At 71.0% G+C, this 25,725-nt stretch carries 22 protein-coding genes; 8 read left to right on the plus strand and 14 right to left on the minus strand.

Annotation, left to right across the window (positions count from 1 at the left end):
* Window positions 1-74: 74 nt before the first annotated feature.
* Genes OG933_RS27755 through OG933_RS27765 form a run of 3 tightly spaced genes read left to right on the plus strand, consistent with a single transcriptional unit; the run spans window position 75 to window position 3,213 of the window.
* Window positions 75-1,226, plus strand: coding sequence for a Gfo/Idh/MocA family oxidoreductase (locus tag OG933_RS27755; RefSeq protein ID WP_362525477.1), 1,152 nt, complete (start codon window positions 75-77; stop codon window positions 1,224-1,226).
* Window positions 1,223-2,377: a dihydrodipicolinate synthase family protein gene (locus tag OG933_RS27760; protein ID WP_405629340.1), complete on the plus strand. Its 1,155-nt coding sequence runs from the start codon at window positions 1,223-1,225 to the stop codon at window positions 2,375-2,377. The genes OG933_RS27755 and OG933_RS27760 overlap by 4 nt, the downstream gene beginning before the upstream one ends.
* Window positions 2,378-2,412: 35 nt before the next feature.
* Window positions 2,413-3,213, plus strand: coding sequence for a sugar phosphate isomerase/epimerase family protein (locus OG933_RS27765; RefSeq protein WP_405633540.1), 801 nt, complete (start codon window positions 2,413-2,415; stop codon window positions 3,211-3,213).
* Window positions 3,214-3,244: 31 nt separating this feature from the next.
* Here OG933_RS27765 and OG933_RS27770 read toward each other — a convergent pair whose 3' ends face one another.
* Window positions 3,245-3,511, minus strand: coding sequence for a hypothetical protein (locus tag OG933_RS27770; protein ID WP_405629342.1), 267 nt, complete (start codon window positions 3,509-3,511; stop codon window positions 3,245-3,247).
* Window positions 3,508-3,786, minus strand: coding sequence for a hypothetical protein (locus OG933_RS27775; RefSeq protein WP_405629343.1), 279 nt, complete (start codon window positions 3,784-3,786; stop codon window positions 3,508-3,510). Before OG933_RS27775 ends, OG933_RS27770 begins: the two co-directional genes overlap by 4 nt.
* 161 nt (window positions 3,787-3,947) lie before the next feature.
* Here OG933_RS27775 and OG933_RS27780 point away from each other — a divergent pair, with 161 nt between their 5' ends.
* Entirely contained in the window at window positions 3,948-4,229 is a 282-nt protein-coding gene (locus tag OG933_RS27780; RefSeq protein WP_362525468.1) for a GntR family transcriptional regulator, read from the plus strand.
* Window positions 4,230-4,321: 92 nt separating this feature from the next.
* Here OG933_RS27780 and OG933_RS27785 read toward each other — a convergent pair whose 3' ends face one another.
* The 6 genes from OG933_RS27785 to OG933_RS27810 form a co-directional block, all read right to left on the minus strand.
* Window positions 4,322-5,530, minus strand: coding sequence for an esterase/lipase family protein (locus OG933_RS27785; protein WP_405629345.1), 1,209 nt, complete (start codon window positions 5,528-5,530; stop codon window positions 4,322-4,324).
* A 407-nt stretch (window positions 5,531-5,937) separates the two neighbouring features.
* Window positions 5,938-6,327, minus strand: a complete 390-nt coding sequence (gene rbsD, locus OG933_RS27790; RefSeq protein WP_362525463.1) for a D-ribose pyranase — start codon at window positions 6,325-6,327, stop codon at window positions 5,938-5,940.
* Entirely contained in the window at window positions 6,324-7,226 is a 903-nt protein-coding gene (locus OG933_RS27795; RefSeq protein ID WP_405629347.1) for a ribokinase, read from the minus strand. The genes rbsD and OG933_RS27795 overlap by 4 nt, the downstream gene beginning before the upstream one ends.
* An 84-nt stretch (window positions 7,227-7,310) precedes the next feature.
* Complete coding sequence (locus tag OG933_RS27800; RefSeq protein WP_362525459.1) at window positions 7,311-9,263, minus strand: substrate-binding domain-containing protein; 1,953 nt, start codon at window positions 9,261-9,263, stop codon at window positions 7,311-7,313.
* Complete coding sequence (locus tag OG933_RS27805; RefSeq protein WP_405629349.1) at window positions 9,253-10,812, minus strand: sugar ABC transporter ATP-binding protein; 1,560 nt, start codon at window positions 10,810-10,812, stop codon at window positions 9,253-9,255. The genes OG933_RS27800 and OG933_RS27805 overlap by 11 nt, the downstream gene beginning before the upstream one ends.
* Window positions 10,809-11,879 carry a LacI family DNA-binding transcriptional regulator gene (locus OG933_RS27810; RefSeq protein ID WP_405629351.1) on the minus strand — a complete coding sequence of 357 codons (1,071 nt, stop codon included), beginning with the start codon at window positions 11,877-11,879 and terminating at the stop codon, window positions 10,809-10,811. The genes OG933_RS27805 and OG933_RS27810 overlap by 4 nt, the downstream gene beginning before the upstream one ends.
* Before the next feature lie 209 nt (window positions 11,880-12,088).
* On the opposite strand from OG933_RS27810, the gene OG933_RS27815 reads away from it, so the two are divergent.
* Entirely contained in the window at window positions 12,089-14,344 is a 2,256-nt protein-coding gene (locus OG933_RS27815) for an ATP-dependent RecD-like DNA helicase (RefSeq protein WP_405629353.1), read from the plus strand.
* Window positions 14,345-14,585: 241 nt separating this feature from the next.
* Window positions 14,586-15,884, plus strand: coding sequence for a citrate synthase (locus tag OG933_RS27820; protein ID WP_020131734.1), 1,299 nt, complete (start codon window positions 14,586-14,588; stop codon window positions 15,882-15,884).
* A 735-nt stretch (window positions 15,885-16,619) separates the two neighbouring features.
* On the opposite strand, the gene OG933_RS27825 is transcribed toward OG933_RS27820, so the two are convergent.
* From OG933_RS27825 to OG933_RS27835, 3 genes are all read right to left on the minus strand, one after another.
* Window positions 16,620-18,863, minus strand: a complete 2,244-nt coding sequence (locus OG933_RS27825; RefSeq protein ID WP_405629355.1) for a heavy metal translocating P-type ATPase — start codon at window positions 18,861-18,863, stop codon at window positions 16,620-16,622.
* Window positions 18,864-18,974: 111 nt separating this feature from the next.
* Complete coding sequence (locus OG933_RS27830; RefSeq protein ID WP_054240094.1) at window positions 18,975-19,214, minus strand: heavy-metal-associated domain-containing protein; 240 nt, start codon at window positions 19,212-19,214, stop codon at window positions 18,975-18,977.
* A gap of 153 nt (window positions 19,215-19,367) precedes the next feature.
* A complete protein-coding gene (locus OG933_RS27835) occupies window positions 19,368-20,039 on the minus strand; it encodes a TetR family transcriptional regulator (RefSeq protein ID WP_405629357.1) in 672 nt (223 codons plus the stop codon).
* Between the two features lie 141 nt (window positions 20,040-20,180).
* Between OG933_RS27835 and OG933_RS27840 the strand changes: the two genes are divergently transcribed.
* Window positions 20,181-22,439: an MMPL family transporter gene (locus OG933_RS27840; protein WP_405629358.1), complete on the plus strand. Its 2,259-nt coding sequence runs from the start codon at window positions 20,181-20,183 to the stop codon at window positions 22,437-22,439.
* A gap of 98 nt (window positions 22,440-22,537) precedes the next feature.
* On the plus strand, window positions 22,538-23,581 hold the full coding sequence (locus tag OG933_RS27845) for a zinc-dependent alcohol dehydrogenase family protein (protein ID WP_362525442.1): 1,044 nt from the start codon (window positions 22,538-22,540) through the stop codon (window positions 23,579-23,581).
* On the opposite strand, the gene OG933_RS27850 is transcribed toward OG933_RS27845, so the two are convergent.
* From OG933_RS27850 to OG933_RS27860, 3 genes are all read right to left on the minus strand, one after another.
* On the minus strand, window positions 23,562-24,125 hold the full coding sequence (locus OG933_RS27850) for a GNAT family protein (protein ID WP_362525440.1): 564 nt from the start codon (window positions 24,123-24,125) through the stop codon (window positions 23,562-23,564). The two genes, OG933_RS27845 and OG933_RS27850, sit on opposite strands and share 20 nt — an antisense overlap.
* Window positions 24,126-24,183: 58 nt before the next feature.
* Entirely contained in the window at window positions 24,184-24,384 is a 201-nt protein-coding gene (locus tag OG933_RS27855; RefSeq protein ID WP_020131726.1) for an AlpA family transcriptional regulator, read from the minus strand.
* A gap of 435 nt (window positions 24,385-24,819) precedes the next feature.
* Entirely contained in the window at window positions 24,820-25,653 is an 834-nt protein-coding gene (locus OG933_RS27860) for a helix-turn-helix domain-containing protein (RefSeq protein ID WP_362525577.1), read from the minus strand.
* Between the last annotated feature and the right edge of the window lie 72 nt (window positions 25,654-25,725).

Genomic DNA, 25,725 nt, shown 5'->3' on the forward strand with positions numbered 1-25,725 from the left:
CTTGCTGTCACGCTGATCAGGAAGAGGCGTACGCGGCGCGCACAACCGCGTACTACGCCTACGAAGGGACCGACGTGACACGCAAGACGGTGCGTATCGCCATGAACGGCGTGACGGGGCGCATGGGCTACCGCCAGCACCTCGTCCGCTCCATCCTGGCCCTGCGCGAGCAGGGCGGGCTCGACCTCGGCGACGGCACCGTGCTGTGGCCGGAACCGATCCTCGTCGGCCGCCGCGAGCACGCCCTGCGGGCGCTCGCCGAGCGGCACGGCCTGGAGCACGTCTCGACGGACGTCGACGAGGTCCTCGCCGACCCCACCGTCGACATCTACTTCGACGCCCAGGTCACCTCCGCGCGCGAGGAGGCCATCAAGAAGGCGATCGCCGCCGGCAAGCACATCTACACCGAGAAGCCGACGGCCACCGGCCTCGACGGCGCCCTCGAACTCGCCCGCCTCGCCACCGCCGCGGGCATCAAGCACGGCGTCGTCCAGGACAAGCTGTTCCTGCCGGGTCTGCTGAAGCTCAAGCGCCTCATCGACGGCGGCTTCTTCGGCCGGATCCTCTCCATCCGCGGCGAGTTCGGCTACTGGGTCTTCGAGGGCGACTGGCAGGCCGCCCAGCGACCGTCCTGGAACTACCGCGCCGAGGACGGCGGCGGCATCGTCGTCGACATGTTCCCGCACTGGGAGTACGTCCTGCACGAGCTGTTCGGCCGGGTGAAGTCCGTCCAGGCCATCGCCACCACCCACATCCCGCAGCGCTGGGACGAGAACGGCAAGCCCTACGACGCCACGGCCGACGACGCCGCCTACGGCATCTTCGAACTCGACGGCGGCGCCATCGCCCAGATCAACTCCTCCTGGGCGGTCCGGGTCAACCGCGACGAGCTCGTGGAGTTCCAGGTCGACGGCACGGAGGGCTCGGCGGTCGCCGGTCTGCGCAACTGCCGTGTCCAGCACCGCAGCGCGACCCCCAAGCCCGTCTGGAACCCGGACATCCCCGCCACCGAGGTCTTCCGCGACCAGTGGCAGGAGGTCCCCGACAACGGCGAGTTCGACAACGGCTTCAAGGCCCAGTGGGAGTTGTTCCTCAAGCACGTCTACGCCGACGCCCCCTACCACTGGGACCTGCTGGCCGGCGCCCGTGGCGTCCAGCTCGCCGAACTGGGCCTGAAGTCCTCCTCGCAGGGCCTGCGTCTGGACGTCCCGGAGGTCACGCTGTGACGATCCAGCTTCCCGGCGCCGACGGGGCCCTGCGGACCTACGAGCCCCGCACCGAGCCCCTCGCGCTCACCACCGGGGCGCCCTTCACCTCCCGTACGGTCTTCTCGGCGGCGCACGTCGTCGCGGACCCGTTCGCGGACACCACGCCCGACTCGCCCGCCGCGATCGACTGGGACGCCACCCTCGCCTTCCGCCGCCATCTGTGGTCCCACGGGCTCGGCGTCGCCGAGGCGATGGACACCGCCCAGCGCGGCATGGGCCTGGACTGGGCGGGCGCGGCCGAGCTGATCCGCCGGTCCGCCGCAGAGGCGAAGTCCGTGGGCGGTCTCATCGCCTGCGGCGTCGGCACCGACCAGCTCACCGGCCCGGCGGACCTCGCCGAGGTCCGCGCGGCCTACGAGGAGCAGCTCGCCCTCGTCGAGGCCTCCGGCGCCCGGGCCATCCTGATGGCGTCCCGTGCCCTCGCGGCGGCCGCGGCGGGCCCCGAGGACTACCTCGACGTCTACGGTCACCTCCTGCGCCAGTCCTCGGAGCCGGTGGTCCTGCACTGGCTGGGCCCGATGTTCGACCCGGCGCTGGAGGGCTACTGGGGCTCGTCGGACCTGGACGCGGCGACGGACACCTTCCTGGAGGTCGTCGCCGCCCACCCCGACAAGGTCGAGGGCATCAAGGTCTCGCTGCTGGACGCCGGGCGGGAGATCGACATCCGCCGCAGGCTGCCGCAGGGCGTGCGCTGCTACACGGGCGACGACTTCAACTACCCCGAGCTGATCGCGGGCGACGAGAAGGGCTTCAGCCACGCCCTCCTCGGCATCTTCGACCCGCTGGGCCCGCTGGCGGCGGAGGCGGTCCGGGTCCTCGACACGGGGAACACGGCCGGCTTCCGCGAACTCCTCGACCCCACCGTCGAGTTGTCCCGCCACCTGTTCCGGACCCCCACCCGCTTCTACAAGACGGGCGTGGTGTTCCTGGCCTGGCTGGCCGGCCACCAGTCGCACTTCACGATGGTCGGCGGCCTCCAGTCGGCCCGTTCCCTCCCGCACTTCGCCCGCGCCTACGAACTCGCCGACGGCCTGGGCCTGTTCCCCGACCCCAAGCTGGCCGAGGAACGGATGAAGAACCTGCTCGCCCTGTACGGAGTGACCCAGTGAGCAACCCGGATCTGTCCCGCTTCTCCATCAACCAGATGACGGTGAAGCACCTGTCGATGCCCGAACTGGCGGACGCCTGCCGGGAGTCGGGCGTGACCAACGTCGGCCTGTGGCGCGAGCCGGTGCAGACGTACGGCGTGGAGCGGACCGCGAAGCTGGTCCGCGACGCGGGTCTGACGGTGACGACACTGTGCCGCGGCGGCTTCTTCACGGCGCTCGACCCGGACGAACGGGCCGCCGCCCTGGCCGACAACCGCCGGGCGATCGACGAGGCGGCGACCCTCGGTACCGAGGTGCTGGTCCTTGTCTCCGGCGGTCTGCCCGCCGGCTCCAAGGACCTGCACGGCGCCCGCGAGCGCATCGCCGACGCCCTGTCCGTCCTCGGCCCCTACGCCGAGGACCACGGGGTGAAACTGGCCATCGAGCCCCTGCACCCCATGTACGCCGCCGACCGCTGCGTGGTCTCCACCCTCACCCAGGCCCTGGACCTCGCGGAACGCTTCCCCGCCCACCAGGTCGGCGTCACCGTCGACACGTACCACATCTGGTGGGACGACCAGGCCCCCGCCCAGATCGCCCGGGCGGGCGCGGGCGGCCGTATCCACACCTTCCAGCTCGCCGACTGGACGACCCCCCTCCCGGAGGGTGTCCTCAACGGCCGCGGCCAGATCGGCGACGGCGCGATCGACATGCGCGAGTGGCTGGGACACGTGACGGCGGCCGGATACACCGGCGCGATCGAGGTCGAACTGTTCAACGACGCCCTGTGGGCGAGGGACGGCAGGGAGGTGCTCGCCGAGACCGCGGAACGCTTCGTGACGCACACGGCGGACTGACGGCACCATGCCCTGCGGGTCGGCGGACCCGCTACGTCAGCCGCTCCCTGTCCGCCGCCATGATGCCGACGCATTCCTCGAGCGCCGCGTGCAACGACGGTACGAAGGCGGCGAGTTCGGCGTCCGACGATCTGCCGCCGTCCAGCACGGCCCCGACGACCGTCACCAGGACGGCGGCGGCCTTCAGCGCGTGCGTGTCGGCCAGTTCCTCCAGGATTCCGCCGGGACGCGCGACCACGAACGCCTCCTTCCCGGTGGCGGGGTCGACGCCGAGGCTGCGGAACCGCCTGGCGCTCACGCGGCGGCCTCCGCCGGGACGTAGCCCTGGCCCAGGGTGGCCAGGACCGCCGCCCGCCGCCGTTCCCGCTGGAAGTGCCTGCGGTCCAGGGCGTCCCGTTCCCGTTCCCAGGCGGCGAGGTACGGCCTGACCAGGGGCGGACCGTCGGCGAGGGTCACGTCGGCGGGCCGCTCCGCGCGGACGGCCGGGAAGGGGGGCGGGGTCCGGTCGGGGGCGCGGTGCGCTCCGCGAGGCGGCAGGAAAAGGCTCAGGATCGCGGCCAGTAGGCTGCGCATAGGTCGACTCCAGTTCAGTCGGCTCAGCCCCGGCACGGAAGCTTGCACCTTCCCGCCGGGGCGCTTTTCGTTGGGCGATCTCATCGTATCGCCTTGTATCGCTTCGTAGCGAGACGTATCCCAAAGTGTGGGTAATACTCCCGTTGCCTAGCGTCGACTCCATGAACCCCGACGCTGAGATCGATCACGGAGCGCCGCTGACCCCGTACCGGCAGCTGGCCGAGATTCTGCGGGCGCAGATTCAACGCGGCGACTGGCAACCCGGGCGGATGCTGCCGAGCGAAGCTCAGCTTGTGCAGAAGTACGGGATCGCGCGGACGACCGTGCGGCGAGGGCTCGGCCTGCTGGCGGACGAAAGCTGGGTGTACGCCGTTCCGCAGCGCGGGTGGTTCGTCTCCGACCCCCTGCCGCCCGCCCCCGAGACGCCCGCGCCGCCTGCTTAGCGCCGCCGGATCGGGAAGCGACGGAGGGGCCGCCCTCCGTCAGGTGTGAGCGGAGGGCGGCCCCGGTGGTGCCTGGGCGTGACGCGGCGGGTCTAGTCGGGCAGCCGGTCCAGCAGCCAGGTGCACAGTTCCTCGGTGATCCCGGTGTGCGGCGTGGTCGTCGACGAAAGAATGAAGTCGTCCAACTCGCTCTCGTCCGGGGACAGGCTGTCGACCTTCGCGTACAGGTCGGCCTGCTTCTCGACGTCCCGGATCGCGACCGCGCTCACCGACGGCACGAAGCAGACCTCCTCGTGCCGCAGGTCCACCGTGCCGCCGAGCTTCTTCAGGGTGTCGGCGAGGATCTTGTAGGTGTGCAGGGTGCCGCCGGGTGCGCCGTCCAGCTCGGGGAAGCCGCTGGTGGTGATGGTCTTGTCGGCCTTGGGGAGCCGCCGGTTGAGATAGGCGACCGTCACGTCGTCGCCCTGGGCCTGGGTGTAGAAGGTGGTGCCGGGGTAGATCCCGTCCACCCGCAGGGCGACCTCACCGGGCTTCACCTCGGGCAGGCCGATTCCGTCACCGCGGCCGTTGGCGATGCCGATCAGACGGGGGATCCGCGGCCAGCCGCCGAGCCGCTCCAGGGCGGCCAGGAACTCCGTGCGCTCCGGGGCGACCCCGATCTTGCCGGTGTCCTTGTCGTAGTGGCGCCACAGCATCTGACGCGCCGCCGGGCTGTTCATCTGCTTCGCGAAGTCGTTCGGGAAGGGGATGAAGTACGAGAACGCCTGTACACCGACCGGGATGGACGCGCCGCGGTGCGGGCTGTCGTAGGAGAAGTACAGGGCGACCTGGTGGTCCATGCGCTGCGTCTCGAGCTTGGCCAGCGCGTAACGGGTGACGATGCCGCCCATGCTGAACCCGCCGACGGCCAGCCGGGTGTTGCCGAGCTGCTCCGCGCGGGTCCGCATGATGGCGGCCGTGACCGTCTCCGCGTTCTCCAGGATGGACGCGCTGCGCTCGTCGAAGCCGAGCAGGATCACGTCCCGGCCGCGTCGGCGCAGTTCGCTGATGAACGGGAACTCGCCGCCCTCCAGCCCCTGGTAGAGCTTGTCGAGCTCGCTGCGGCCGAGGTTGAAACCGTCGGCCATGATCACGGGACGGCGGATGCCGCCGCTGTTGCCCTCGCCCGGGAACACCCAGGCGAAGCCGTTCGGCAAGGGCCATTCCTCGTGTTCGGGAACGTCGATCGAGGCGGCGGACCGGGCGGCCGGTGAGGCACCGAGGGTGAAAGTGCCGACGTTGGGCTCGGCGGTTTCCGACATGGTCGTCTCCTTGTGGGAGGAGTGGGGAACGACCACATCATGGGGGGCGATTTTCCCGAATCACCCGTTTGACCTGCGCGGTTCATTCCAAGTGATGCAATGCGCCCGCGAGGTGTTTGATGCGCCTGGCATGTGCCATTGGCTTGTTTCGTTCGCTCGGTGTTCGCTCCGGCATATGCGCCGAACGGCCCGTCAGAAATTTCCCGGAAGCCGTGCAACCCTTCCGCACCTCCGCGTGTCGTACGTGGCATCAGGGCTTCTGGAGGGGGATCCGGGGGGATCGCGGGGGTTCTGGTACGGAGGGGAAAAGCCGAGGGGGCCCGGTCGACGGACCGGACCCCCTCGAGGCTTTTCAGCCGCGGTCGGCGGGCCGTATCAACAGGCCGCACCGGCGGGCCTGATCGGGCTCAGAAGAACACCCCGCACCTGAGCAGGACGTTCGCATACGGCCGCGCCTCGCCCGTGCGCACCACCAGCCGCGCCCCCGCCGACAGCCTCTTCAGCTCCTCGTGCGGGACCAGGGCCAGCCCGGGAAAGTGCCCGTCCAGCAGCCCGGCCGCCGCCGGATTCGCCTCGCGGACCTCGCTCGCCGCCGTGGCGCCCTCCACGACCAGCTCGGCGAGCAGCCCGTCGACCACCTCCGCGAACGACGGCACCCCCGCCAGGAACGCGAGGTCGACCACCCGCGGCCCGTCCGGTATCGGCATACCGGCGTCACACACCAGCACCCCGTCCCCGTGCCCCAACTCGGCCAGCGCCCCGGCCAGATGACGGTTGAGGATCCCGGCCTTCTTCACAGGGCCTCGACTTCCTGAGCTGTGGGGAACGACTCCTGCGCGCCCCGCCGGGTCACGGCGGCCGCCCCGACCCGCGCCGCGTAGGCCGCCGCCTCGGCCAGGCCGTGACCCGTGCCCAGCCGCCAGGCCAGCGCCGCCGTGAAGGAGTCGCCCGCGCCCGTCGTGTCCACCGCCGCCACCTTCACCGACGGTACCCGGGAGACGCCGTCCGCCGACGCCACCAGCGCACCCTCCCCGCCCAGCGTCACGACCACCGACTTCGGCCCCTTCGCGAGCAGCAGCCGCGCCCAGTCCTCGGGCTCCTCGCTCCCGTCCGCCTCGCCGAGGATCACCTTCGCCTCGTGCTCGTTGACGATCAGCGGGTCGCAGGCCGCCAGCACCTCGGCGGGCAACGGGCGCGGGGGTGACGGGTTCAGCACGAAGCGGCTGCCCGGCGCCAGGTTCCGCACGACCTCCCCGACCGTCTCCAGCGGGATCTCCAGCTGGGCCGACACCACCCGGGAGGCGTGGCAGAGGCCGGCGGCCGCGCGGACGTCCGCCGGGGTCAGCCGCCCGTTCGCCCCCGGTGACACCACGATGCTGTTGTCGCCCGACGGGTCCACGGTGATCAGCGCGACGCCCGTGGGCGCCCCGCCCACCAGGACGCCGGCCGTGTCGACCCCGGCCGCCCGCTGCGAGTCGAGCAGCAGCCGCCCGTACGCGTCGTCGCCGACCCGGGCCAGCAGGGCCGTACGGGCCCCGAGCCGGGCGGCCGCGACGGCCTGGTTCGCGCCCTTGCCGCCGGGGTGGACCGCCAGGTCCGAACCGAGCACCGTCTCACCGGCGGCGGGCCTGCGCTCGACGTCGATCACCAGGTCGGCGTTGGCCGACCCTACGACCAGAAGGTCGTAGTCGTACATGAAGTGACTCCCCTGATACGTGACTCGGGGCGGACGGTCCCCGGAGGTGTTCCCCCGGGTGACCGTCCGCCCGCTCGCCGAATGTCAGCCGCTGAAGCCGGCCACGTTCTCCTTCGTGACCACCTTCACCGGCACCTTCACCGTCTTCTCGACCTTCTTGCCCTGGAGTGCCTTCAGCGCGTTGTCCACCGCGATCCTGCCCAGCTGGGACGGCTGCTGCGCCACGGACGCGTACAGCGTGCCGTTCTTGACGGCCGTCAGCCCGTCCGGGGTGCCGTCGAAGCCGACGACCTGGACCGACTTGCCGGCCTTGGAGCCCAGCGCCTTGATCGCGCCGAGCGCCATCTCGTCGTTGGCGGCGATGACGCCCTGGACGTCCGGGTGCGCCTGGAGCAGGTTCGACATCACGTCGAGGCCCTTGGTGCGGTCGAAGTCGGCCGGCTGCTGGGCCAGCACCTGGATGCCGGGGTAGGCCTTCAGCCCCTTGGCGAAACCTTCCGCCCGTTCCCGCGCCGCGGAGGTGCCCGCCTGGCCCTGGAGGATCACGATCTTGCCGGTGCCGCCCAGCTTCTCGGCGACCGTCTTGGCCGCCAGCTCACCGCCGGCCACGTTGTCGGAGGCGACCAGCGCGTCCACCGTGGCCTTGTTGACGCCCCGGTCGACCGCGATCACCGGGATCTTCGCCTTGTCGGCGGCCTTCACCGAGTTGCTCGCCGCGTCCGAGTCCACCGGATTGACGATGATCGAGTCGAGGCCGGAACTGGTGAAGTTCTGGAGCTGGTTGGCCTGCTGCGAGGCGTCGTTCTGCGCGTCGGTGACCGTCAGGTCCACACCCAGCTTCTTCGCCTCGGCCTTCGCACCCGACTGGATCTGCACGAAGAACGGGTTGTTGAGCGTGGACAGCGCCAGGCCGACCTTCGGGTTCGCGCTCGACGAGTTGCCGCCGTGCAGGAAGGAGGTCGCGCCGACGATCGCCACGGTGACCACGGCCGCGAGCCCGTACGTCGCCGCCTGCCGGCCCTTGCTGCCGCCGCTGCCCGTCCCGGCCGCCATCGGGGTCGCCCCCGCCTTGCGGCGCACGGTGTCGAGGAGCACCGCCAGCGCGATGACGACACCGATGACGACCTGCTGCCAGAAGGCGGAGACGGACAGCAGGTTCAGACCGTTCCTCAGCACCGCCAGGATCAGCGCGCCGATCAGGGTGCCCGAGGCCTTGCCCGTACCACCCGCGAGGGAGGCGCCGCCGATGACCACCGCGGCGATCGCGTCCAGCTCGTAACCGTCGGCGGCCTGCGGCTGCGCGGAGGACAGCCGGGAGGCGAGCACGACGCCCGCCGCGGCCGCGAACACGCCGGACAGCGCGTAGATCGCGAGCTTCTGCTTCTTCACCCGCAGGCCGGAGAGGCGTGCCGCCTCCTCGTTGCCGCCGATGGCGTACATCGAACGGCCGATGTACGTCCGGCCGAGCACGAACGCGGCGATCAGCCCCATCACGACCATCACGAGCACCGGCACCGGCAGCCAGCCGCCGAGCGTGTCACCGAGGTGCGAGACCGAGTCGGGGAAGGCGATCGGCGAGCCCTCGGAGATCACCAGCGACAGACCGCGAGCGACCGACAGCATCGCGAGCGTCGCGATGAACGGCGGCAGCTTGCCGTAGGCGATGAGGAAACCGTTCACCAGGCCGGCCGCGATACCGGTCGCGACGGCCAGGACCACCGCGAGCACCACCGGCACGCCGTGCTGCGTGGCGCTCCAGGCCAGCACGGTGGCCGACAGGGCCGCCACCGAGCCGACCGACAGGTCGATGCCCGCCGAGACGATCACGAAGGTCACGCCGAAGGCGAGAATGGCGGTCACGGCCGCCTGGACACCCACGTTGAGCAGGTTGTCCGTGGTCAGGAAGTCACCCGACAGCGCCGACATGGCGATGACGAGGACGATCAGCGCGGTCAGCGCGCCGTTGTCGAGGAGCAGACGGCGGACCGCCGCGGCGCCCCCGGCGCCCGTCCCGCTCTTGAGCGTCTCAGCGGCCACGGCCGGCCTCCAGTTCTTCGGTTTCGTCGTTTTCGTGGTCTTCGTGGTCTTCGTCGTGAAGGGCGGTGCTGACGGCGAGCGCCATGACCGAGTCCTGGGTCGCCTCGTCCGCCGACAGCTCGCCGGCGATCCGGCCCTGGGCCATCACCAGCACCCGGTCGCTCATACCGAGCACCTCGGGCAGATCGCTGGAGATCATCAGGACGGCGGCACCGGCGGCCGTCAGCTCGTTGATGAGCTGGTAGATCTCGACCTTCGCGCCGACGTCGATCCCGCGCGTCGGCTCGTCGAGGATCAGCACCTTGGTGTCGGCCAGCAGCCATTTGCCGATGACGACCTTCTGCTGGTTGCCGCCGGAGAGCGTGCGCACCTGCTGGCCGAGGCCCGCCATCCGCACGCCCAGCTGCCCCGCGATCCGCGCCGCCGCCTCGTGCTGGCTCTTCAGGTCCACCAGCCCGCCACGGGTCGCGGCCCGCATGGTGACGAGCCCGAGGTTCTCCTCGACCGACTGGTCGAGCACCAGCCCCTGGCCCTTGCGGTCCTCGGGCACGAGCCCGATCCCGGCCGCCATCGCGGCGTTCACGTCGTACCGGGGGAGGTGCGCGCCGCCGACCCGGACGGCTCCGCGGTCGTACGGGTCCGCTCCGAAGACGGCGCGTACGACCTCGGTACGGCCGGCGCCGACGAGCCCGGCGACACCGACGACCTCACCGGCGTGCACCTCGAAGCTGACGTCGTGGAAGACGCCGTCCCGCGTGAGTCCCTCGACGGACAGCAGCGCGGCGCCCGTCTCGGCGCGCTCCCTGGGGTACTGCTGCTCGATGGAGCGGCCCACCATGAGCCGTACGAGTTCGTCCTCGGGCGTGGTGGCCGGGACCTGCCCGACGCTCCTGCCGTCCCGGATGACCGTGACCCGGTCGCCGAGGGCGGCGATCTCCTCGAGGTGGTGCGTGATGAACACGATGCCGACGCCGTCCTCGCGCAGCCTGCGCACGATGGCGAAGAGCTTCTCGACCTCCTCGGAGGTCAGCACGGCGGTCGGCTCGTCCATGATCAGCACGCGCGCGTTCAGGCTGAGCGCCTTGGCGATCTCGACCATCTGCAGGCGGGCGATGCCGAGTTCCCGCACGCGCGTGCGGGGCGAGACGTTCACCCCCACCCGCTCCAGCAGGGCGGCCGCCTCGGTCTCCATCCGCTTCCGGTCGATCATCCCGAAGCGGCGCGGCTGCCGTCCCAGGAAGATGTTCTCGGCGACGGTGAGATCGGGAACGAGGTTGAACTCCTGGTAGATGGTGGCGATCCCGAGGCGCTCGGAGTCCTGCGCGCCATGGATGCGGACCTCCTCGCCGTCGGCCAGGATCCGCCCGGCGTCGGGCCGGTAGGCACCGGAGAGCATCTTGATGAGGGTGCTCTTGCCCGCGCCGTTCTCACCGAGCAGCACATGCACCTCGCCCCGGCGCAGGTCGAAGTCGACGCTGTCGAGCGCGACCACACCGGGGAAGGTCTTGCGTATGCCTTCGATGCGCAGCAACTCGTCCGCGTTGCTCACGTCTGGCTCCTGTTCATTGCGGGGGACGGCTCCACAGAGGCGGGGAACTCCTCGGGAGCGGGCGGCTCTTGAGGGGCCGGCTCGCCGCACGAACGGCGGACGACGAGCCGGGCCGGGAGGGTGACGGACTGCGGGGGCCGTCCCTCGATGCGGTCGACGAGCGCGCGCACGGCGGCCCGTCCCAGTTCGCCCGTCGGCTGGGCGATCGCGGTGATCGGCGGGTCGGTGTGCACGAACCAGCGGATGTCGTCGAACGCGGCCAGCGCGATGTCCTGCGGAACCCGCAGCCCACGCGCGCGTACGGCGTCCAGGGCGCCCAGTGCCATGAGGTTGTCGGCGGCGAACACGACCTCGGGCGGTTCGGGCAGGTCGAGGAAGCCCTCGGTGACCCGCCGGCCGCTCTCGGCCTGGAAGTCGCCCTGACCCGTGTAGGCGTCCAGGAGGGGGAGCCCGTACTCGGCCATGGCGGCCCGGAAGGCCTCGACGCGCTCGCTGCCGGTGGTGGTGGCGGCGGGGCCCGCGATGATGGCGAGCCTGCGGTGCCCCAGCCCGTGCAGATGCGCGACGAGGTCCCGCACGGCCGCGCGGCCGTCCGACCGCACCACCGGCACGTCGACGCCCGGGATCCACCGGTCGACGAACACCATCGGCGTCCCCGCGCGCGCGGCGCCGAGGATCAGCGGCGAGCCGCCGTCGGTCGGGGAGACGAGGAGACCGTCGATCCGGCGGTCCAGCAGGGTCCGTACGTGGTGATCCTGGAGGTCGGGCCGCTCGTCGGCGTTGCCGATGATGACGCTGTAGCCGAGCGCGCGGGCCTCCTCTTCGACGGAGCGGGCCAGCTCGGTGAAGTACGGGTTGAGCACGTCGCTGATGACCAGGCCCAGGGTGCGGGTCTGGTCGGTGCGCAGCGACCGGGCGACGGCGTTCGGGCGGTAGCCCAGCGCCTCGACGGCGGCCAGCACACGCGTGCGTGCGTCCTCGCTGACCGACGGATGGTCGTTCAGGACGCGCGACACCGTGGCGACGGAGACCCCCGCCTCGGCCGCGACGTCCTTGATGCTCGCCATCGCCGCCCCACCTCCTTGTGGACTCGGTTCATGAACGTCGAGGTCGTGGAATCGATTACATCGACGTGTAGGAAGGATTGGAATCGATTACACGGGGGTTAATCAAGCCCTCGACCGCATCCCGAGACCGGATCGTGATGAACGACGCCCGGCGGGCGGCCGACGGTCGCCCCCCGGGGCCTGTCGGTGGCGGGCGGTAACGTCGGATCATGACCGAACAGGCGGGGGCCGCCCAAGCGGGAGAGCGGCGTACGGCCACGCTGGAAGGCGTGCTCGAGCGCATCACGTACGCGAACGAGGAGAACGGCTACACGGTCGCCCGTGTCGACACCGGCAGAGGCGGCGGCGACCTCCTCACGGTCGTCGGCGCGCTGCTCGGCGCCCAGGTCGGCGAGTCCCTGCGCATGGAGGGCCGCTGGGGCTCCCACCCGCAGTACGGCAAGCAGTTCACCGTCGAGAACTACACGACCGTCCTGCCCGCCACGGTCCAGGGCATCCGCCGCTACCTCGGCTCAGGACTGGTCAAGGGCATCGGCCCGGTCTTCGCCGACCGCATCACCCAGCACTTCGGCATGGACACCCTGCGGATCATCGAGGAGGAGCCGAAGCGGCTCATCGAGGTGCCCGGCCTCGGCCCGAAACGCACGAAGAAGATCGCCGACGCCTGGGAGGAGCAGAAGGCGATCAAGGAGGTCATGCTCTTCCTCCAGACCGTCGAGGTGTCCACCTCCATCGCGGTGCGCATCTACAAGAAGTACGGCGACGCCTCCATCTCGGTCGTGAAGAACCAGCCCTACCGGCTCGCCGCGGACGTCTGGGGCATCGGGTTCCTCACCGCCGACAAGATCGCCCAGTCCGTCGGCATCCCGCACGACAGCCCGGAGCGCGTCAAGGCGGGCCTCCAGTACGCCCTGTCCCAGGCCACCGACCAGGGCCACTGCTACCTCCCCGAGGAGCGGCTGATCGCCGACGCGGTGAAGCTGCTCCAGGTCGACACCGGCCTGGTCATCGAGTGCCTCGCCGAACTCGCGGCGCCGCCGGAGGAGGGCGAGGACCCCGGAGTCGTACGGGAGAAGGTCCCGGCGCCCGACGGGGGAGAACCGGTCACCGCCGTCTATCTGGTCCCCTTCCACCGCGCCGAGCTCTCCCTCTCCGCACAGCTGTTGCGCCTGCTGCGCACCGAGGAGGACCGGATGCCGGCCTTCCGTGACGTGGCCTGGGACAAGGCGCTGGCCTGGCTGAAGTCCCGTACCGAGGCCGCACTCGCACCCGAGCAGGAGGCGGCCGTCAGGCTCGCGCTGACCGAGAAGGTCGCCGTGCTCACCGGCGGCCCCGGCTGCGGCAAGTCCTTCACCGTCCGCTCGATCGTGGAGCTGGCCCGCGCCAGGAAGGCCAAGGTCGTGCTGGCCGCGCCCACCGGCCGCGCCGCCAAGCGCCTGGCCGAGCTGACCGGCGCCGAGGCCTCCACCGTCCACCGCCTGCTGGAGCTCAAGCCCGGTGGCGACGCGGCCTACGACCGGGACCGGCCGCTGGACGCGGACCTGGTGGTAATCGACGAGGCGTCGATGCTGGATCTGCTCCTCGCCAACAAACTGGTCAAGGCCGTACCCCCGGGCGCGCACCTGCTCTTCGTGGGGGACGTCGACCAGTTGCCCAGCGTCGGCGCGGGCGAGGTGCTGCGCGATCTGCTGGCCGACGGCAGCCCGGTGCCCGCCGTGCGCCTCACGCGCGTGTTCCGCCAGGCCCAGCAGTCCGGCGTGGTGACCAACGCGCACCGGATCAACGCCGGACAGCACCCGGTCACCGACGGCATGAGGGACTTCTTCCTCTTCGTCGAGGACGACACGGAGGAGGCCGGCCGCCTCACGGTGGACGTGGCCGCCCGGCGCATCCCGGCGAAGTTCGGCCTGGACCCGCGCCGGGACGTGCAGGTGCTCGCGCCCATGCACCGGGGCCCGGCCGGCGCGGGCGCCCTCAACGGCCTGCTCCAGCAGGCCGTCACCCCCGGTCGCCCCGACGTGCCCGAGAAGCGGTTCGGCGGCCGGGTCTTCCGCGTCGGCGACAAGGTCACCCAGATCCGCAACAATTACGACAAGGGGAAGAACGGTGTCTTCAACGGCACCGTGGGCGTGGTGACCTCGCTCGATCCGGTCGACCAGCGCCTCACGGTGCTGACCGACGAGGACGAGGAGGTTCCGTACGAGTTCGACGAACTGGACGAACTGGCCCACGCGTACGCGGTCACCATTCACCGTTCACAGGGAAGTGAATATCCCGCCGTGGTGATCCCCGTCACCACGGGAGCATGGATGATGCTTCAACGGAACCTCTTGTATACGGCCGTGACGCGCGCCAAGAAGCTGGTCGTCCTCGTCGGCTCCCGCAAAGCGATCGGTCAGGCGGTGCGCACGGTGTCGGCGGGCCGTCGCTGCACGGCCCTGGACCACCGGCTGGCGGGCCGTTGACGGCCGGTTCGTGCGGGATCGTCGGAACATCACAAAAAATGATCGATCAAATGAGTCGTGAAGGTCACAGAGCACTTCCCCAAGCGTGACGAAGGCGGCAGGATGAGCTGGTTGGCGGCACTGAGTGCCGCCGATAAGCCCAATGGTCGACCCCGAGTGCACTCTCGTGCGCCAAATGGGGGATGGTTAGAGACAGTCAGGGCAACCTCGAAGAAGAGGCACAACGTCGGTGAGGGATGACGTGAGCGAGCACACCAACAACGCTGTAGTACTGCGGTTCGGCGATGGCGAGTACACCTACCCGGTGATCGACAGCACCGTCGGCGACAAGGGCTTCGACATCGGGAAGCTTCGCGCCCAGACCGGTCTGGTGACCCTGGACAGCGGCTACGGCAACACCGCCGCCTATAAATCCGCCATCACCTACCTCGACGGCGAGCAGGGCATCCTCCGGTACCGCGGCTACCCGATCGAGCAGCTGGCCGAGCGGTCGACCTTCCTCGAGGTCGCGTACCTGTTGATCAACGGCGAACTGCCGACCGTCGACGAGCTGTCCGTCTTCAAGAGCGACATCACCCAGCACACGCTGCTGCACGAGGACGTCAAGAACTTCTACCGCGGCTTCCCCCGCGACGCCCACCCGATGGCCATGCTGTCGTCGGTGGTCTCCGCGCTGTCCACGTTCTACCAGGACAGCCACAACCCGTTCGACGAGAAGCAGCGCAACCTCTCCACCATCCGGCTGCTCGCCAAGCTTCCGACGATCGCGGCGTACGCCTACAAGAAGTCGATCGGTCACCCGTTCGTCTACCCGCGCAACGACCTCGGCTACGTCGAGAACTTCCTGCGCATGACGTTCTCGGTGCCGGCGCAGGAGTACGAGCTCGACCCGGTCGTCGTCTCCGCGCTCGACAAGCTGCTGATCCTGCACGCGGACCACGAGCAGAACTGCTCGACGTCCACGGTCCGCCTCGTCGGCTCCTCGCAGGCGAACATGTTCGCCTCGATCTCGGCCGGCATCTCCGCGCTGTGGGGCCCGCTGCACGGCGGCGCCAACCAGTCCGTGCTGGAGATGCTCGAGGGCATCCAGGCCAACGGCGGCGACGTCGACTCCTTCATCCGCAAGGTGAAGAACAAGGAGGACGGCGTCCGCCTGATGGGCTTCGGCCACCGGGTGTACAAGTCCTTCGACCCGCGCGCGAAGATCATCAAGGCTGCGGCGCACGACGTCCTCTCGGCCCTCGGCAAGTCCGACGAGCTGCTGGACATCGCGCTGAAGCTGGAGGAGCACGCGCTCTCCGACGACTACTTCGTCTCGCGCAACCTCTACCCGAACGTCGACTTCTACACCGGCCTGATCTACCGGGCCATGGGCTTCCCGACCGAGATGTTCACGGTCCTGTTCGCCCTGGGCCGCCTCCCGGGCTGGATCGCCCAGTGGCACGAGATGATCAAGGAGCCCGGCTCCCGCATCGGCCGCCCGCGCCAGATCTACACGGGTGTCGTCGAGCGCGACTTCGTCCCTGTCGAGGAGCGCTGACACCTGCCGGTGGGGGCGCCGCTTGATCGGGTGCCCCGTCACTGGTGAATTTCCTGACTGCCCGGGACCGATGTCCCGGGCAGTGGTGTGTGCGGCCCCGGTGGTCTTGCGTCCCGGCAGTGGTCGTCGACGGGCTCGTGCGCGGTGGTGGCCGGCTGCACGCTGTCCGGCGGTCGTGTGCGCAGGGCATACGGAAGGCGCCCCGGCGCCAGTCCCCCCACGGGCCGACGACCAGGGCGCCTTCCCATGTCCCGGTGCGGATTCCCCCCACGGGATCCGGCCGGGCGTTGTGAGAACAGCGCCTGAATTCGCTGTTTGTAACCATCTTCGGTTGTCGTGCCTGCGGTTGAGCAGAACGAGCAGAACTCGTCCCACCACCGCCGTGTGCGATCTGCCGGGACAGCGCACGCTGGGAGGGCCGCTCAAAGCTTCCCGGTGTGCGTGCCCCGGCAACGCATCTCTGAGGAAGTCCCCCAAGACATCCTCAGACGTCAGGTCGCGCCCCCCAAGACGCTTCCTGACATCGTCAACTTAGACCTTCGAACCCCTTCGATGGTTACGTTCACATCACTGTGATCTGTGTCTCTTGCATATGTCCGTTAGATGCGCAAGAGACCGGATACGGCGATCGAGGCCCAAGCGTAAGGATGATGCGCGAGCCTTGTGAAGAGCTTATGTGAGGCTCGCGCAGGACTCCAGGGGTCTCCCTGATCGGCAACGTCCTACTCGGCGGTATTACTTGAAGGCGCGCAGCCGCAGGCTGTTCGTCACGACGAACACCGACGAGAACGCCATCGCCGCCCCCGCGATCATCGGGTTCAGCAGCCCGGCGGCGGCCAGCGGCAGCGCGGCCACGTTGTACCCGAAGGCCCACACCAGGTTGCCCTTGATCGTCGCCAGGGTCCGCCGGGACAGCCGGATGGCGTCCGCGGCCACCCGCAGATCCCCCCGCACCAGCGTCAGATCGCTCGCCTCGATCGCCGCGTCCGTGCCCGTCCCCATGGCCAGCCCCAGATCGGCGGTGGCGAGCGCGGCCGCGTCGTTGACACCGTCCCCGACCATGGCGACGACCCGCCCCTCGTCCTGCAGCCGCCGTACGACGTCGACCTTGTCCTCGGGCAGCACCTCGGCGATCACCCGGTCGATCCCGACCGCTTCCGCGACCGCCTCCGCGACCGCCCGGTTGTCCCCGGTCAGCAGCACCGGGGTGAGCCCCAGCGCCCGCAGCTGCCGTACCGCCTCGGCGCTGGTCTCCTTGACCGCGTCCGCGACCGCGAGCACCCCGCGCGCCACGCCGTCCCACCCCACGACGACGGCCGTACGGCCGCCCCGCTCGGCCTCCTCCTTCGCCCGGGCCACCTCGTCCGGAACCGTCTCGAAGAGGCGCCCCACGGCCACCTCGTGGCCCTCCACCCGCCCGCGCACCCCACGCCCGGGCACGTTCTCGAACCGCTCGGCCGCCGGCAGCTCCCCGGCCCTCTCCTCGGCGCCCGCCGCCACCGCCCGGGCGACCGGGTGCTCGGAGGCGTGCTCCAGCGCGCCCGCGAGCCGCAGCAGCTGCCGCTCGTCGGTGCCGTCGACGACGTGCACGTCCTGAAGGGTCATCCGGCCGGTGGTGACGGTCCCGGTCTTGTCCAGTACGACGGTGTCGACGCGGCGCGTGGACTCCAGGACCTCCGGGCCCTTGATGAGGATGCCGAGCTGGGCGCCGCGCCCGGTGCCCACCATGAGCGCGGTCGGCGTGGCGAGCCCGAGCGCGCACGGGCAGGCGATGATCAGGACCGCGACGGCCGCCGTGAACGCGGCGACCGTGTCACCCGTCGCGCCGAGCCAGCCGCCGAAGGTGGCGAGCGCGATCAGCAGCACCACCGGTACGAAGACCCCGGAGATCCGGTCGGCCAGCCGCTGCACCTCGGCCTTGCCGGTCTGTGCGGCCTCGACCAGCTGCGCCATGCGCGCGAGCCGGGTGTCCGCGCCGATCCGGCCGGCCTCGACGACCAGCCGGCCGCCGGCGTTCACGGTCGCGCCGGTGACGGCGTCGCCGGGCCCGACGTCCACCGGGACCGACTCCCCGGTCAGCATCGAGGCGTCCACGGCGGAGGTGCCCTCCACGACCGTCCCGTCGGTGGCGACCTTCTCCCCGGGCCGTACGACGAACCGGTCCCCGACGGCCAGCAGGTCGACCGGGATCCGCACTTCCCTTCCCTCCCGCAGCACGGCCACGTCCTTCGCGCCCAGCTCCATGAGCGCCCGCAGCGCCGCCCCCGCGCGCCGCTTGGAGCGGGCCTCCAGGTAGCGGCCGAGCAGGATGAAGGCGGTGACGCCGGCGGCGACCTCGAGATAGATCGTGGAGGCGCCGTCCGTACGGGAGACGGTGAGTTCGAAGGGGTGCCGCATGCCGGGCATGCCCGCGTCGCCGAAGAACAGCGCCCACAGCGACCAGCCGAGCGCGGCCAGCGTGCCGACCGAGACCAGCGTGTCCATGGTGGCCGCGCCGTGCCGCAGGTTCGTCCAGGCGGCCCGGTGCAGCGGGCCGCCGCCCCAGACGACCACGGGCGCGGCGAGCGTCAGTGAGAGCCACTGCCAGTTGTCGAACTGGAGCGACGGGACCATCGCGAGCAGGACGACGGGCGCGGCGAGCAGCACGGAGACGAGGAGCCGGTGCCGCAGGTCCGCGAGCTCGGGGTCCTGGGGGATGTCCTCCTGGACCGGCTCCGGGGCGGGCACGGGTTCCTCGGCCGTGTACCCGGTCTTCACCACGGTCGCGATCAGGTCGGCGACCTCGGTTCCGGCCGGATAGCTGACCTTGGCCTTCTCCGTGGCGTAGTTGACCGTCGCGACGACGCCGTCCATGCGGTTGAGTTTCTTCTCGACGCGGGCCGCGCAGGAGGCGCAGGTCATCCCGCCGATGAGCAGTTCGACCTCGGCGGTCGGCGCGGGCGGTTCGGCTATCGGCGTTTCCGTGGTGGTGCTGGTCATGTCCGTGCTCCAGGAAGCGGACCGGGCCGTACAGAACCAGTATCAGCTGGTCGGCACGGCCCGGTGGGTGGAGGAGGGGTGTCGAGGAGAGGTGCTTGGGGTGCGGGTGCCTCAGGCCTGGCCGACCAGCTCGAAGCCCGCCTCGTCGACGGCGGCGCGTACGGCCTCCTCGTCGAGCGCGGCGGCGGAGACGACCGTGACCTCGCCGGTCGAGGCGACGGCCTTCACCGAGGTGACACCGGCGAGCTCGGAGAGCTCGCCGGAGACGGCGCCCTCGCAGTGGCCGCAGCTCATGCCGCTCACCTTGTAGACGGTGGTGACGGAGCCCGTGGTGTCGGTTTGAGCGGTCATGTCGTTCTCCTCGTGGAGGCAGGTGGGGCGGGCGGGGCCGCGAGAGGTCTCCCGTCAATTGAGACTATACCCCTAGGGGGTATGAATCAAAGAACGGGACCCGCCGCGCGGAGGGTGTGCGCATGCTTCCGGCAGAGCAGGCGGGTACCCGGACTACCGGGCCGCAGTGGCCCCGGCGCCGCTGCCCTCGACCCGGCCCAGCCGGTCGCCCACCAGCGGCTCCAGGTAGCGGATCAGTACGTGCTTCAGCTCCTGCACATACGCGTCGCGCTCGGCGCCCTCGTGGCCCAGGACCAGCTCCAGGCCCGCCTTGTACAGCCCCAGGCACATGTGCGCCGTGCGGGTGAGGTCGGTGGGCGCCGAGTCCGGCAGCAGGGAGGAGAGCAGGCCCTCGATACGGGCGAGCAGGGTGGCGTGCAGCGCGTCGTGCTCCTCGGCGATGTGCCCGGGGATGTCGGGCCCGTGCATGAGGGCGAAGAACACCGGATGGTCGCAGTTGAAGGCGATGAACCGGTCCACGGCCGCATCGACGGCCTCCTCCAGCGGGGTCGCGGGGTCGACCGGGGCGAGCGCCTCGCCGAAGGTGTCGCGCATCTCGTGCATCAGGCGGTCGCCCAGCTCGATCGCGATCGCTTCCTTGTTCGGGAAGAACTGATAGAGCGTGCCCGGTGAGACACCGGCCTCGCGGGCGATGGCGTTGGTGCTGGCGGCGGTGTAGCCGGTCGTGCAGAAGACGCTGGCCGCGGCCTCGAGCAGCTGTGCGATACGCCGCTCGCCGCGCGCCTGGCGCCGGCGCGGCTGTTCCTTCTCCTGGCTCTCGGCCACGCGTTTTCCCCAGCTTTCCCGGACCCGATTGACAAACGCGAGTGGTCGCTCGCATTCTGGGATCAGAAACGCGAGCGCTCTCTCGTGTTTGCCATTTTACGGCTTGCACGACTGCTTGCAGGGTGAAGGGGACACCGCACGATGACCGAAGTCAACAGCCCACCCCGTCCCGGAGGCTGGACCCGCTTCGTGACCGCCCGGCCCAGGCTGTCGCTGCTCGCGGCCCTGGTGCTCACCGTGCTCGCGGTGCTGGCCGGCAGTGGGGTCGCCGAGCGGTTGGGCAGCGGCGGCTGGGAGGATCCGGGCGCGCAGTCCACGTACGCGACCAAGGCCCTGGAGCGCGAGTTCCCCGGCTCCCAGCCCAACCTTCTGCTGCTGGTCGACGCGGGCCGGGCCTCCGTGGACGACCCGGCGGTCGTCGCCGAGGCGAACCGGCTCACCGCGAGCCTGGCCGCCGAGAAGGGCATCGTCGGCGTCGGCTCCTACTGGCAGGCCGACGCGGGAGCGGCCTCCGCCCTGCGCGCGCAGGACGGCCACGAAGCGCTGATAGCCGCCCGCATCACGGGCGACGAGAAGGCGATGGGGGAGACCCTCGACCGCATCGCCCCCGCCCTGCGCGGCACGCACGGGCCGGTGGAGGTGAAGATCGGCGGCGGCGTCGCCGTGCGGCACGAGATGCAGACCATCATCCAGGAGGACCTGACCCGCGCCGAGATGATCGCCCTGCCGATCACCCTGGTGCTGCTGGTGATGGTCTTCGGCAGCGCGATCGCCGCCCTGCTGCCGCTCGGCATCGGCATCGTCGCGATCCTCGGCACCAACGCCGTCCTCAGCGGCCTCACGCGGTTCACCGACGTCTCGATCTTCGCGATGAACCTCACCACGGCCCTGGGGCTCGGCCTCGCCATCGACTACGCCCTGTTCATCGTCCGCCGCTTCCGCGAGGAACTCGCCGCCGGCGCCGACCCGTCGACGGCCATCGGCACCACCCTGCGCACGGCCGGGCGCACGGTCCTGTTCTCCGCGCTCACGGTCGCGGTGTCCCTGGCGGCGATGCTCCTCTTCCCCCAGTACTTCCTGCGCTCCTTCGCCTACGCCGGCATGGCCGTGGTCCTGCTGGCCGCCGCGGCCGCCCTGATCCTGCTCCCGGCGGCGCTGATCCTGCTGGGCGACCGGGTCAACTCCCTCGATCTGCGCCGCCTGTTCCGGCGGGGCCGGCCCGCGCCGGCGCCCGGCGACGAGGGCGGGAGGGCCTGGGCCCGCACGGCGAGCCTGGTCATGCGCCGCGCCCCCTTCTTCGCGCTGGCCACCACGGCCGTCCTCGTCCTCCTCGGACTGCCTTTCCTCGGCGTGAAGTTCGGCACGGCCGACGACCGCCAGCTGCCCTCCTCGGCCGAGTCCCACGTCGTGCAGCAGCACATCAGGGACGGCTTCCCGGGCAGTCCCGGCGGCGGCCTCGAGGTCCTCGCCGAGGGCAGGGCGACCCAGGCCCAGTACGCCGCCTACAAGGAGCGCGTCGCCGCGCTGCCGGAAGTGGCCCGGGTGGACGGCCCGTTGGTGAACGGCGACTCGGCGTACTTCACGGTGCTGCCCAAGGGCGAGGCCGTCGACGACGCGGCCCAGGACCTGGTGGGTGAGCTGCGCGCCACATCCGCACCCTTCGACACCGCCGTGACCGGCACGGCGGCCGTCCTGGTCGACTCCAAGCACGCGATCGGCGCCCAACTGCCCTGGGCGGTCGCCTTCATCGCCATAGTCACCCTGCTCCTGGTCTTCCTGCTGACCGGCAGCGTGCTGATCCCGCTCCAGGCGGTGCTGCTCAACGCGCTCAGCCTGACGGCGATGTTCGGCGCGGTGGTCTGGGTCTTCCAGGACGGCCACCTCTCCGGCCTGCTCGGCTTCACCAGCCCCGGATCCATCGAGACCACCCTCCCGGTCCTGATGTTCTGCGTGGCCTTCGGCCTCTCGATGGACTACGGCGTGTTCCTGCTCTCCCGCATCAAGGAGGAGTACGACCGCACCGGCGACCACGAAGGGGCGGTCGCTCTGGGCCTGCGGCGCACCGGCGGCCTGATCACGGCGGCGGCGGTCATCCTGGCGGTGGTGATGGTCGCGATCGGCACCTCGCGGGTCACCAACACCAAGATGCTCGGCCTGGGGATCGCCCTGGCGGTCCTGATGGACGCGATGGTGGTGCGCAGCCTCCTGGTCCCGGCCATCATGCGCCTCACCGGCAGGGCCACCTGGTGGGCACCGGCACCGCTGCGCAGGTTCCACCAGCGGTTCGGGCTGAGCGAGGGGGAGCCGGCCCGGCAGGCACCGGCCGCCGCGCCGGAACCGGCGCCGGACGAATCCGCGCCCGACGGGCCCGGGCGGGACAAGGTCGACGCGCACGGTTAGCGTTCGCGGAGATCCATGGTGGACGGAGGTCCGCGGGTCACCGTGGGTCTCCGCGGGGCACCGCCGGTCTCCGCGGGCGAAGGCGAGGGTGAGGGCACATGCGGGCTGTGGTGTTCGAGCGGTACGGGGAGCCGGCCGAGGTACGTGAACTGGCCGACCCCCGACCGGCCCCGCACGGAGTCACCGTGCGCGTCGAGGCCACCGGCCTGTGCCGCAGCGACTGGCACGGCTGGATGGGCCACGACCCGGACATCACCCTGCCGCACGTGCCCGGGCATGAACTCGCCGGTGTCGTACAGGAGGTCGGTGCCCGGGTCACCGGGTGGCGGGCGGGCGACCGGGTCACCGTCCCCTTCGTGTGCGGCTGCGGCAGCTGCCCGTCCTGCGCGGCCGGCGACCACCAGGTGTGCGAGCGGCAGACCCAGCCAGGCTTCACGCACTGGGGCTCCTTCGCCCAGTACGTGGCCCTGGAGCACGCCGACGTGAACCTGGTCGCGATCCCCGACGGCCTGTCGTACGCCACCGCCGCCTCCCTCGGCTGCCGGTTCGCCACGGCGTTCCGGGCGGTGGTGCAGCAGGGCCGGGTCGCGGCGGGGGAGTGGGTGGCGGTGCACGGCTGCGGAGGCGTGGGCCTCTCGGCGGTGATGATCGCGGCGGCGAGCGGGGCACGGGTGGTGGCGGTGGACGTGTCCCCGAAGGCCCTGGACCTGGCGCGGAAGTTCGGCGCGGCGGAGTGCCTGGACGCGCGGGGGGTGCCGGACACGGCGGAGGCGGTCCGTGAGCTGACCGGGGGCGGCGCCCACCTCTCCCTCGACGCGCTCGGTTCCCCCGCCACCTGCGCCGCCTCGGTGAACGGGCTGCGCCGCCGCGGCCGGCACGTCCAGGTCGGCCTGCTCCCCTCGGCGGACGGCACGACCCCGGTCCCGCTGGCCCGTGCCATCGCCCTGGAACTGGAGATCCTGGGCAGCCACGGCATGGCCGCGCACACCTATCCGGAGATGCTTGAGCTGGTCCGTGCGGGGGTGTTGCGCCCCGATCTGCTGGTGACGTCGACGATCACACTGGACGAGACCCCGGCCGCCCTGTCTGCGCTGGGCAGCGCCCCGGGCGCCGGGGTGACGGTCATCGATCCGTGGGCCTGAGCGCGGCCCACTCCCGGTCCAGGATCGCCATGAGCACCTCGTCCACCCACACCCCGTTGCGCAGCGCGGCCTCCCGCCGCACTCCCTCGACCACGAACCCGACCTTCTCGTAGACGCGCCGGGCCCGTTCGTTGTCGCCGTACAGCTCCAGCTGGACGCGGTGCAGGCCCAGTTGCTCGAATCCGTGGCCGACGATGAGCCGGGTCGCCTCGGTACCGAACCCGCGGTCGCGGCCCCGGGCTCCGATCAGCGTGCGGAAGGTGCAGCTGCGGGCGTCCGGATCCCACTCGTGCAGCACGACCTCGCCGACCAGTTCGCCGGTGTCGCGGTCGGTGACGGCGAGGTCCAGCCGGTCGGGCTGCTCGGCGCGGGAGCCGTACCAGGAACGCACCCGCTCGCGGGTGAGGTCGCTGTTCGGCGGGAAGGTGAAGCGGACGACCTCGGGGTCGCCGATGATCTCCCACATGGTGTCGGCGTCGGCCTCGGTGAAGGGCCGCAGCACGGTCTTCGGGCCGGAGAGCAGGGGCTTGACGGAGAAGTTCACCCGCAGCACTGTGCCCCACGCGTCCGTGAGGCACAGCAGGTTTTCTCTCCGCCGAGGGTCAGTCCAGAGCGCGTCCCCGGTTGCCCGGCCGGGAGGCGACCCAGGCACGCACGGTGTCGGCGTACCAGAAGGGCTTGCCGCCCTCCACGTGGTCGGGCTGGGGCAGCAGTCCGTGCTTGCGGTAGGACCGTACGGTGTCCGGCTGCACCTTGATGTGCGCCGCGATCTCCTTGTAGGACCAGAGCCTTCGGTCGGTCATGAGTTGCACCTCCCTGCGCGCGCGGGGGTCGGCGGCCGGGAGGCCGCCCGGGGGAGCCCGGCACTGCGCTGGCGATCACCAAGCCTGTGCCCGGTGAACGACACCCGGTGACCGTGAGGAAGCGGCTGTTGACCTCGTGTGACACAAGGCCCGCGTACACGCGACATGTGTGACATAAAAGAGGAGTTTGTGACACAGGTGAAGCAGAGAAGTGTGCGGGGCTCATGGGAGGGGCGTGTTGACAACTGCCCCGAGGTCGCCGACAGGAGGCGGGCCGGGCCCGCTGCGACAGGCCCGACCCGTTCCCGCTCCCCGCCATCCCCCCGGAACGACCAGAACGACCGAAGAGTCCGGAGTGCTCGAAGCACCGGAAGGCTCGAAGCACCCGGAACGGCCGGAAATCGCCGGATCAACTGGCAGACCCCCAGCCTGTATTCAGCCAATGCGGCGGGTCTTGGAAAAATGCGCACCCGGTCCGGACCAATCGTCCGGGCGGGTCGGCAGGACCAGGCTCGTCGCCTCCCCGCTCAGCCGGTCCGCGGCCGGCGACACCTGCGCCGGAAGCCGCCTGGCCTGCGCGAACTCCCTCGGCGTGTATCCCGTCATCGCCTTGAACTCGCCGCTGAGATGGGCCTGGTCGTAGAAGCCGCAGAGGGCGGCGGTCTCTGCCGCGCTCTGCCCCTGCGCCAGCAGCCGACGGGCCCGTTGCAGCCGCAGCACCCGGGCCGCCGCCTTGGGGCCGAGCCCGATCTGCTCACGGAAACGGTTCTCCAGGTGCCGTACGCTCCAGCCGACCTCCTCGGCCAGCCGGGGCACCGGTATCGCGCCGCTCGTCCGCACCAACAGCGACCAGGCCCGCGCCACCCGCTCCGAACTCGGCGTACCGGCCTCCCGCCACCGGGTGAGAACTTCGTCCAGCAGCCCGAACCGGTCCGCCCAGCCGGGTAACGCGGCCAGCGCGGCGGCGAGTTCACCGAGCGGCGACCCCAGGGAGTGCGGCAGCTCGTCGGGGTCGACGGTGCGGTTGACGAGCTCGTGCTGGGGCGTGCCGAAGAGGGTGAACGCGGCCCAGGGCGTCATGAGCACCTCGATGCCCGAGAACCGCCCGCCGTGCTCCCCGACGGCGGGCGTGGTCGTGGGCCCGCAGTACACGGACACGAGCGTGTCCGGCGTCCGCCCCGCCCGCGAGATCCGCACCGGCTGCTCGAACCCCAGCAGCAGGGTCGAGGCCCCGATGGGCGTCTCGAGCCGCCGCCGCGGCCGGTTCATGGCGAGCCGGATCCCGCGGTAGCTCATCACTCCGGGCCGCAGCCGTGGATGGGGCGAGCCCATGGCGAACTC

The sequence above is a fragment of the Streptomyces sp. NBC_00016 genome (assembly GCF_045040885.1).
In the GTDB taxonomy this organism is placed as follows: domain Bacteria; phylum Actinomycetota; class Actinomycetes; order Streptomycetales; family Streptomycetaceae; genus Streptomyces; species Streptomyces coriariae.

Coding starts and splice junctions, on each gene's coding strand:
- OG933_RS27780 (WP_362525468.1), top strand. CDS start 3,948: ATGAACCCCGACGCTGAGATCGATCACGGAGCGCCGCTGACCCCGTAC.
- OG933_RS27845 (WP_362525442.1), top strand. CDS start 22,538: ATGCGGGCTGTGGTGTTCGAGCGGTACGGGGAGCCGGCCGAGGTACGT.
- OG933_RS27785 (WP_405629345.1), bottom strand. CDS start 5,530: ATGTCGGAAACCGCCGAGCCCAACGTCGGCACTTTCACCCTCGGTGCC.
- OG933_RS27855 (WP_020131726.1), bottom strand. CDS start 24,384: ATGACCGACCGAAGGCTCTGGTCCTACAAGGAGATCGCGGCGCACATC.
- OG933_RS27765 (WP_405633540.1), top strand. CDS start 2,413: ATGACGGTGAAGCACCTGTCGATGCCCGAACTGGCGGACGCCTGCCGG.
- OG933_RS27795 (WP_405629347.1), bottom strand. CDS start 7,226: ATGTACGACTACGACCTTCTGGTCGTAGGGTCGGCCAACGCCGACCTG.
- OG933_RS27825 (WP_405629355.1), bottom strand. CDS start 18,863: ATGACCAGCACCACCACGGAAACGCCGATAGCCGAACCGCCCGCGCCG.
- OG933_RS27860 (WP_362525577.1), bottom strand. CDS start 25,653: ATGAACCGGCCGCGGCGGCGGCTCGAGACGCCCATCGGGGCCTCGACC.
- OG933_RS27830 (WP_054240094.1), bottom strand. CDS start 19,214: ATGACCGCTCAAACCGACACCACGGGCTCCGTCACCACCGTCTACAAG.
- OG933_RS27775 (WP_405629343.1), bottom strand. CDS start 3,786: ATGCGCAGCCTACTGGCCGCGATCCTGAGCCTTTTCCTGCCGCCTCGC.
- OG933_RS27810 (WP_405629351.1), bottom strand. CDS start 11,879: ATGGCGAGCATCAAGGACGTCGCGGCCGAGGCGGGGGTCTCCGTCGCC.
- OG933_RS27840 (WP_405629358.1), top strand. CDS start 20,181: ATGACCGAAGTCAACAGCCCACCCCGTCCCGGAGGCTGGACCCGCTTC.
- OG933_RS27815 (WP_405629353.1), top strand. CDS start 12,089: ATGACCGAACAGGCGGGGGCCGCCCAAGCGGGAGAGCGGCGTACGGCC.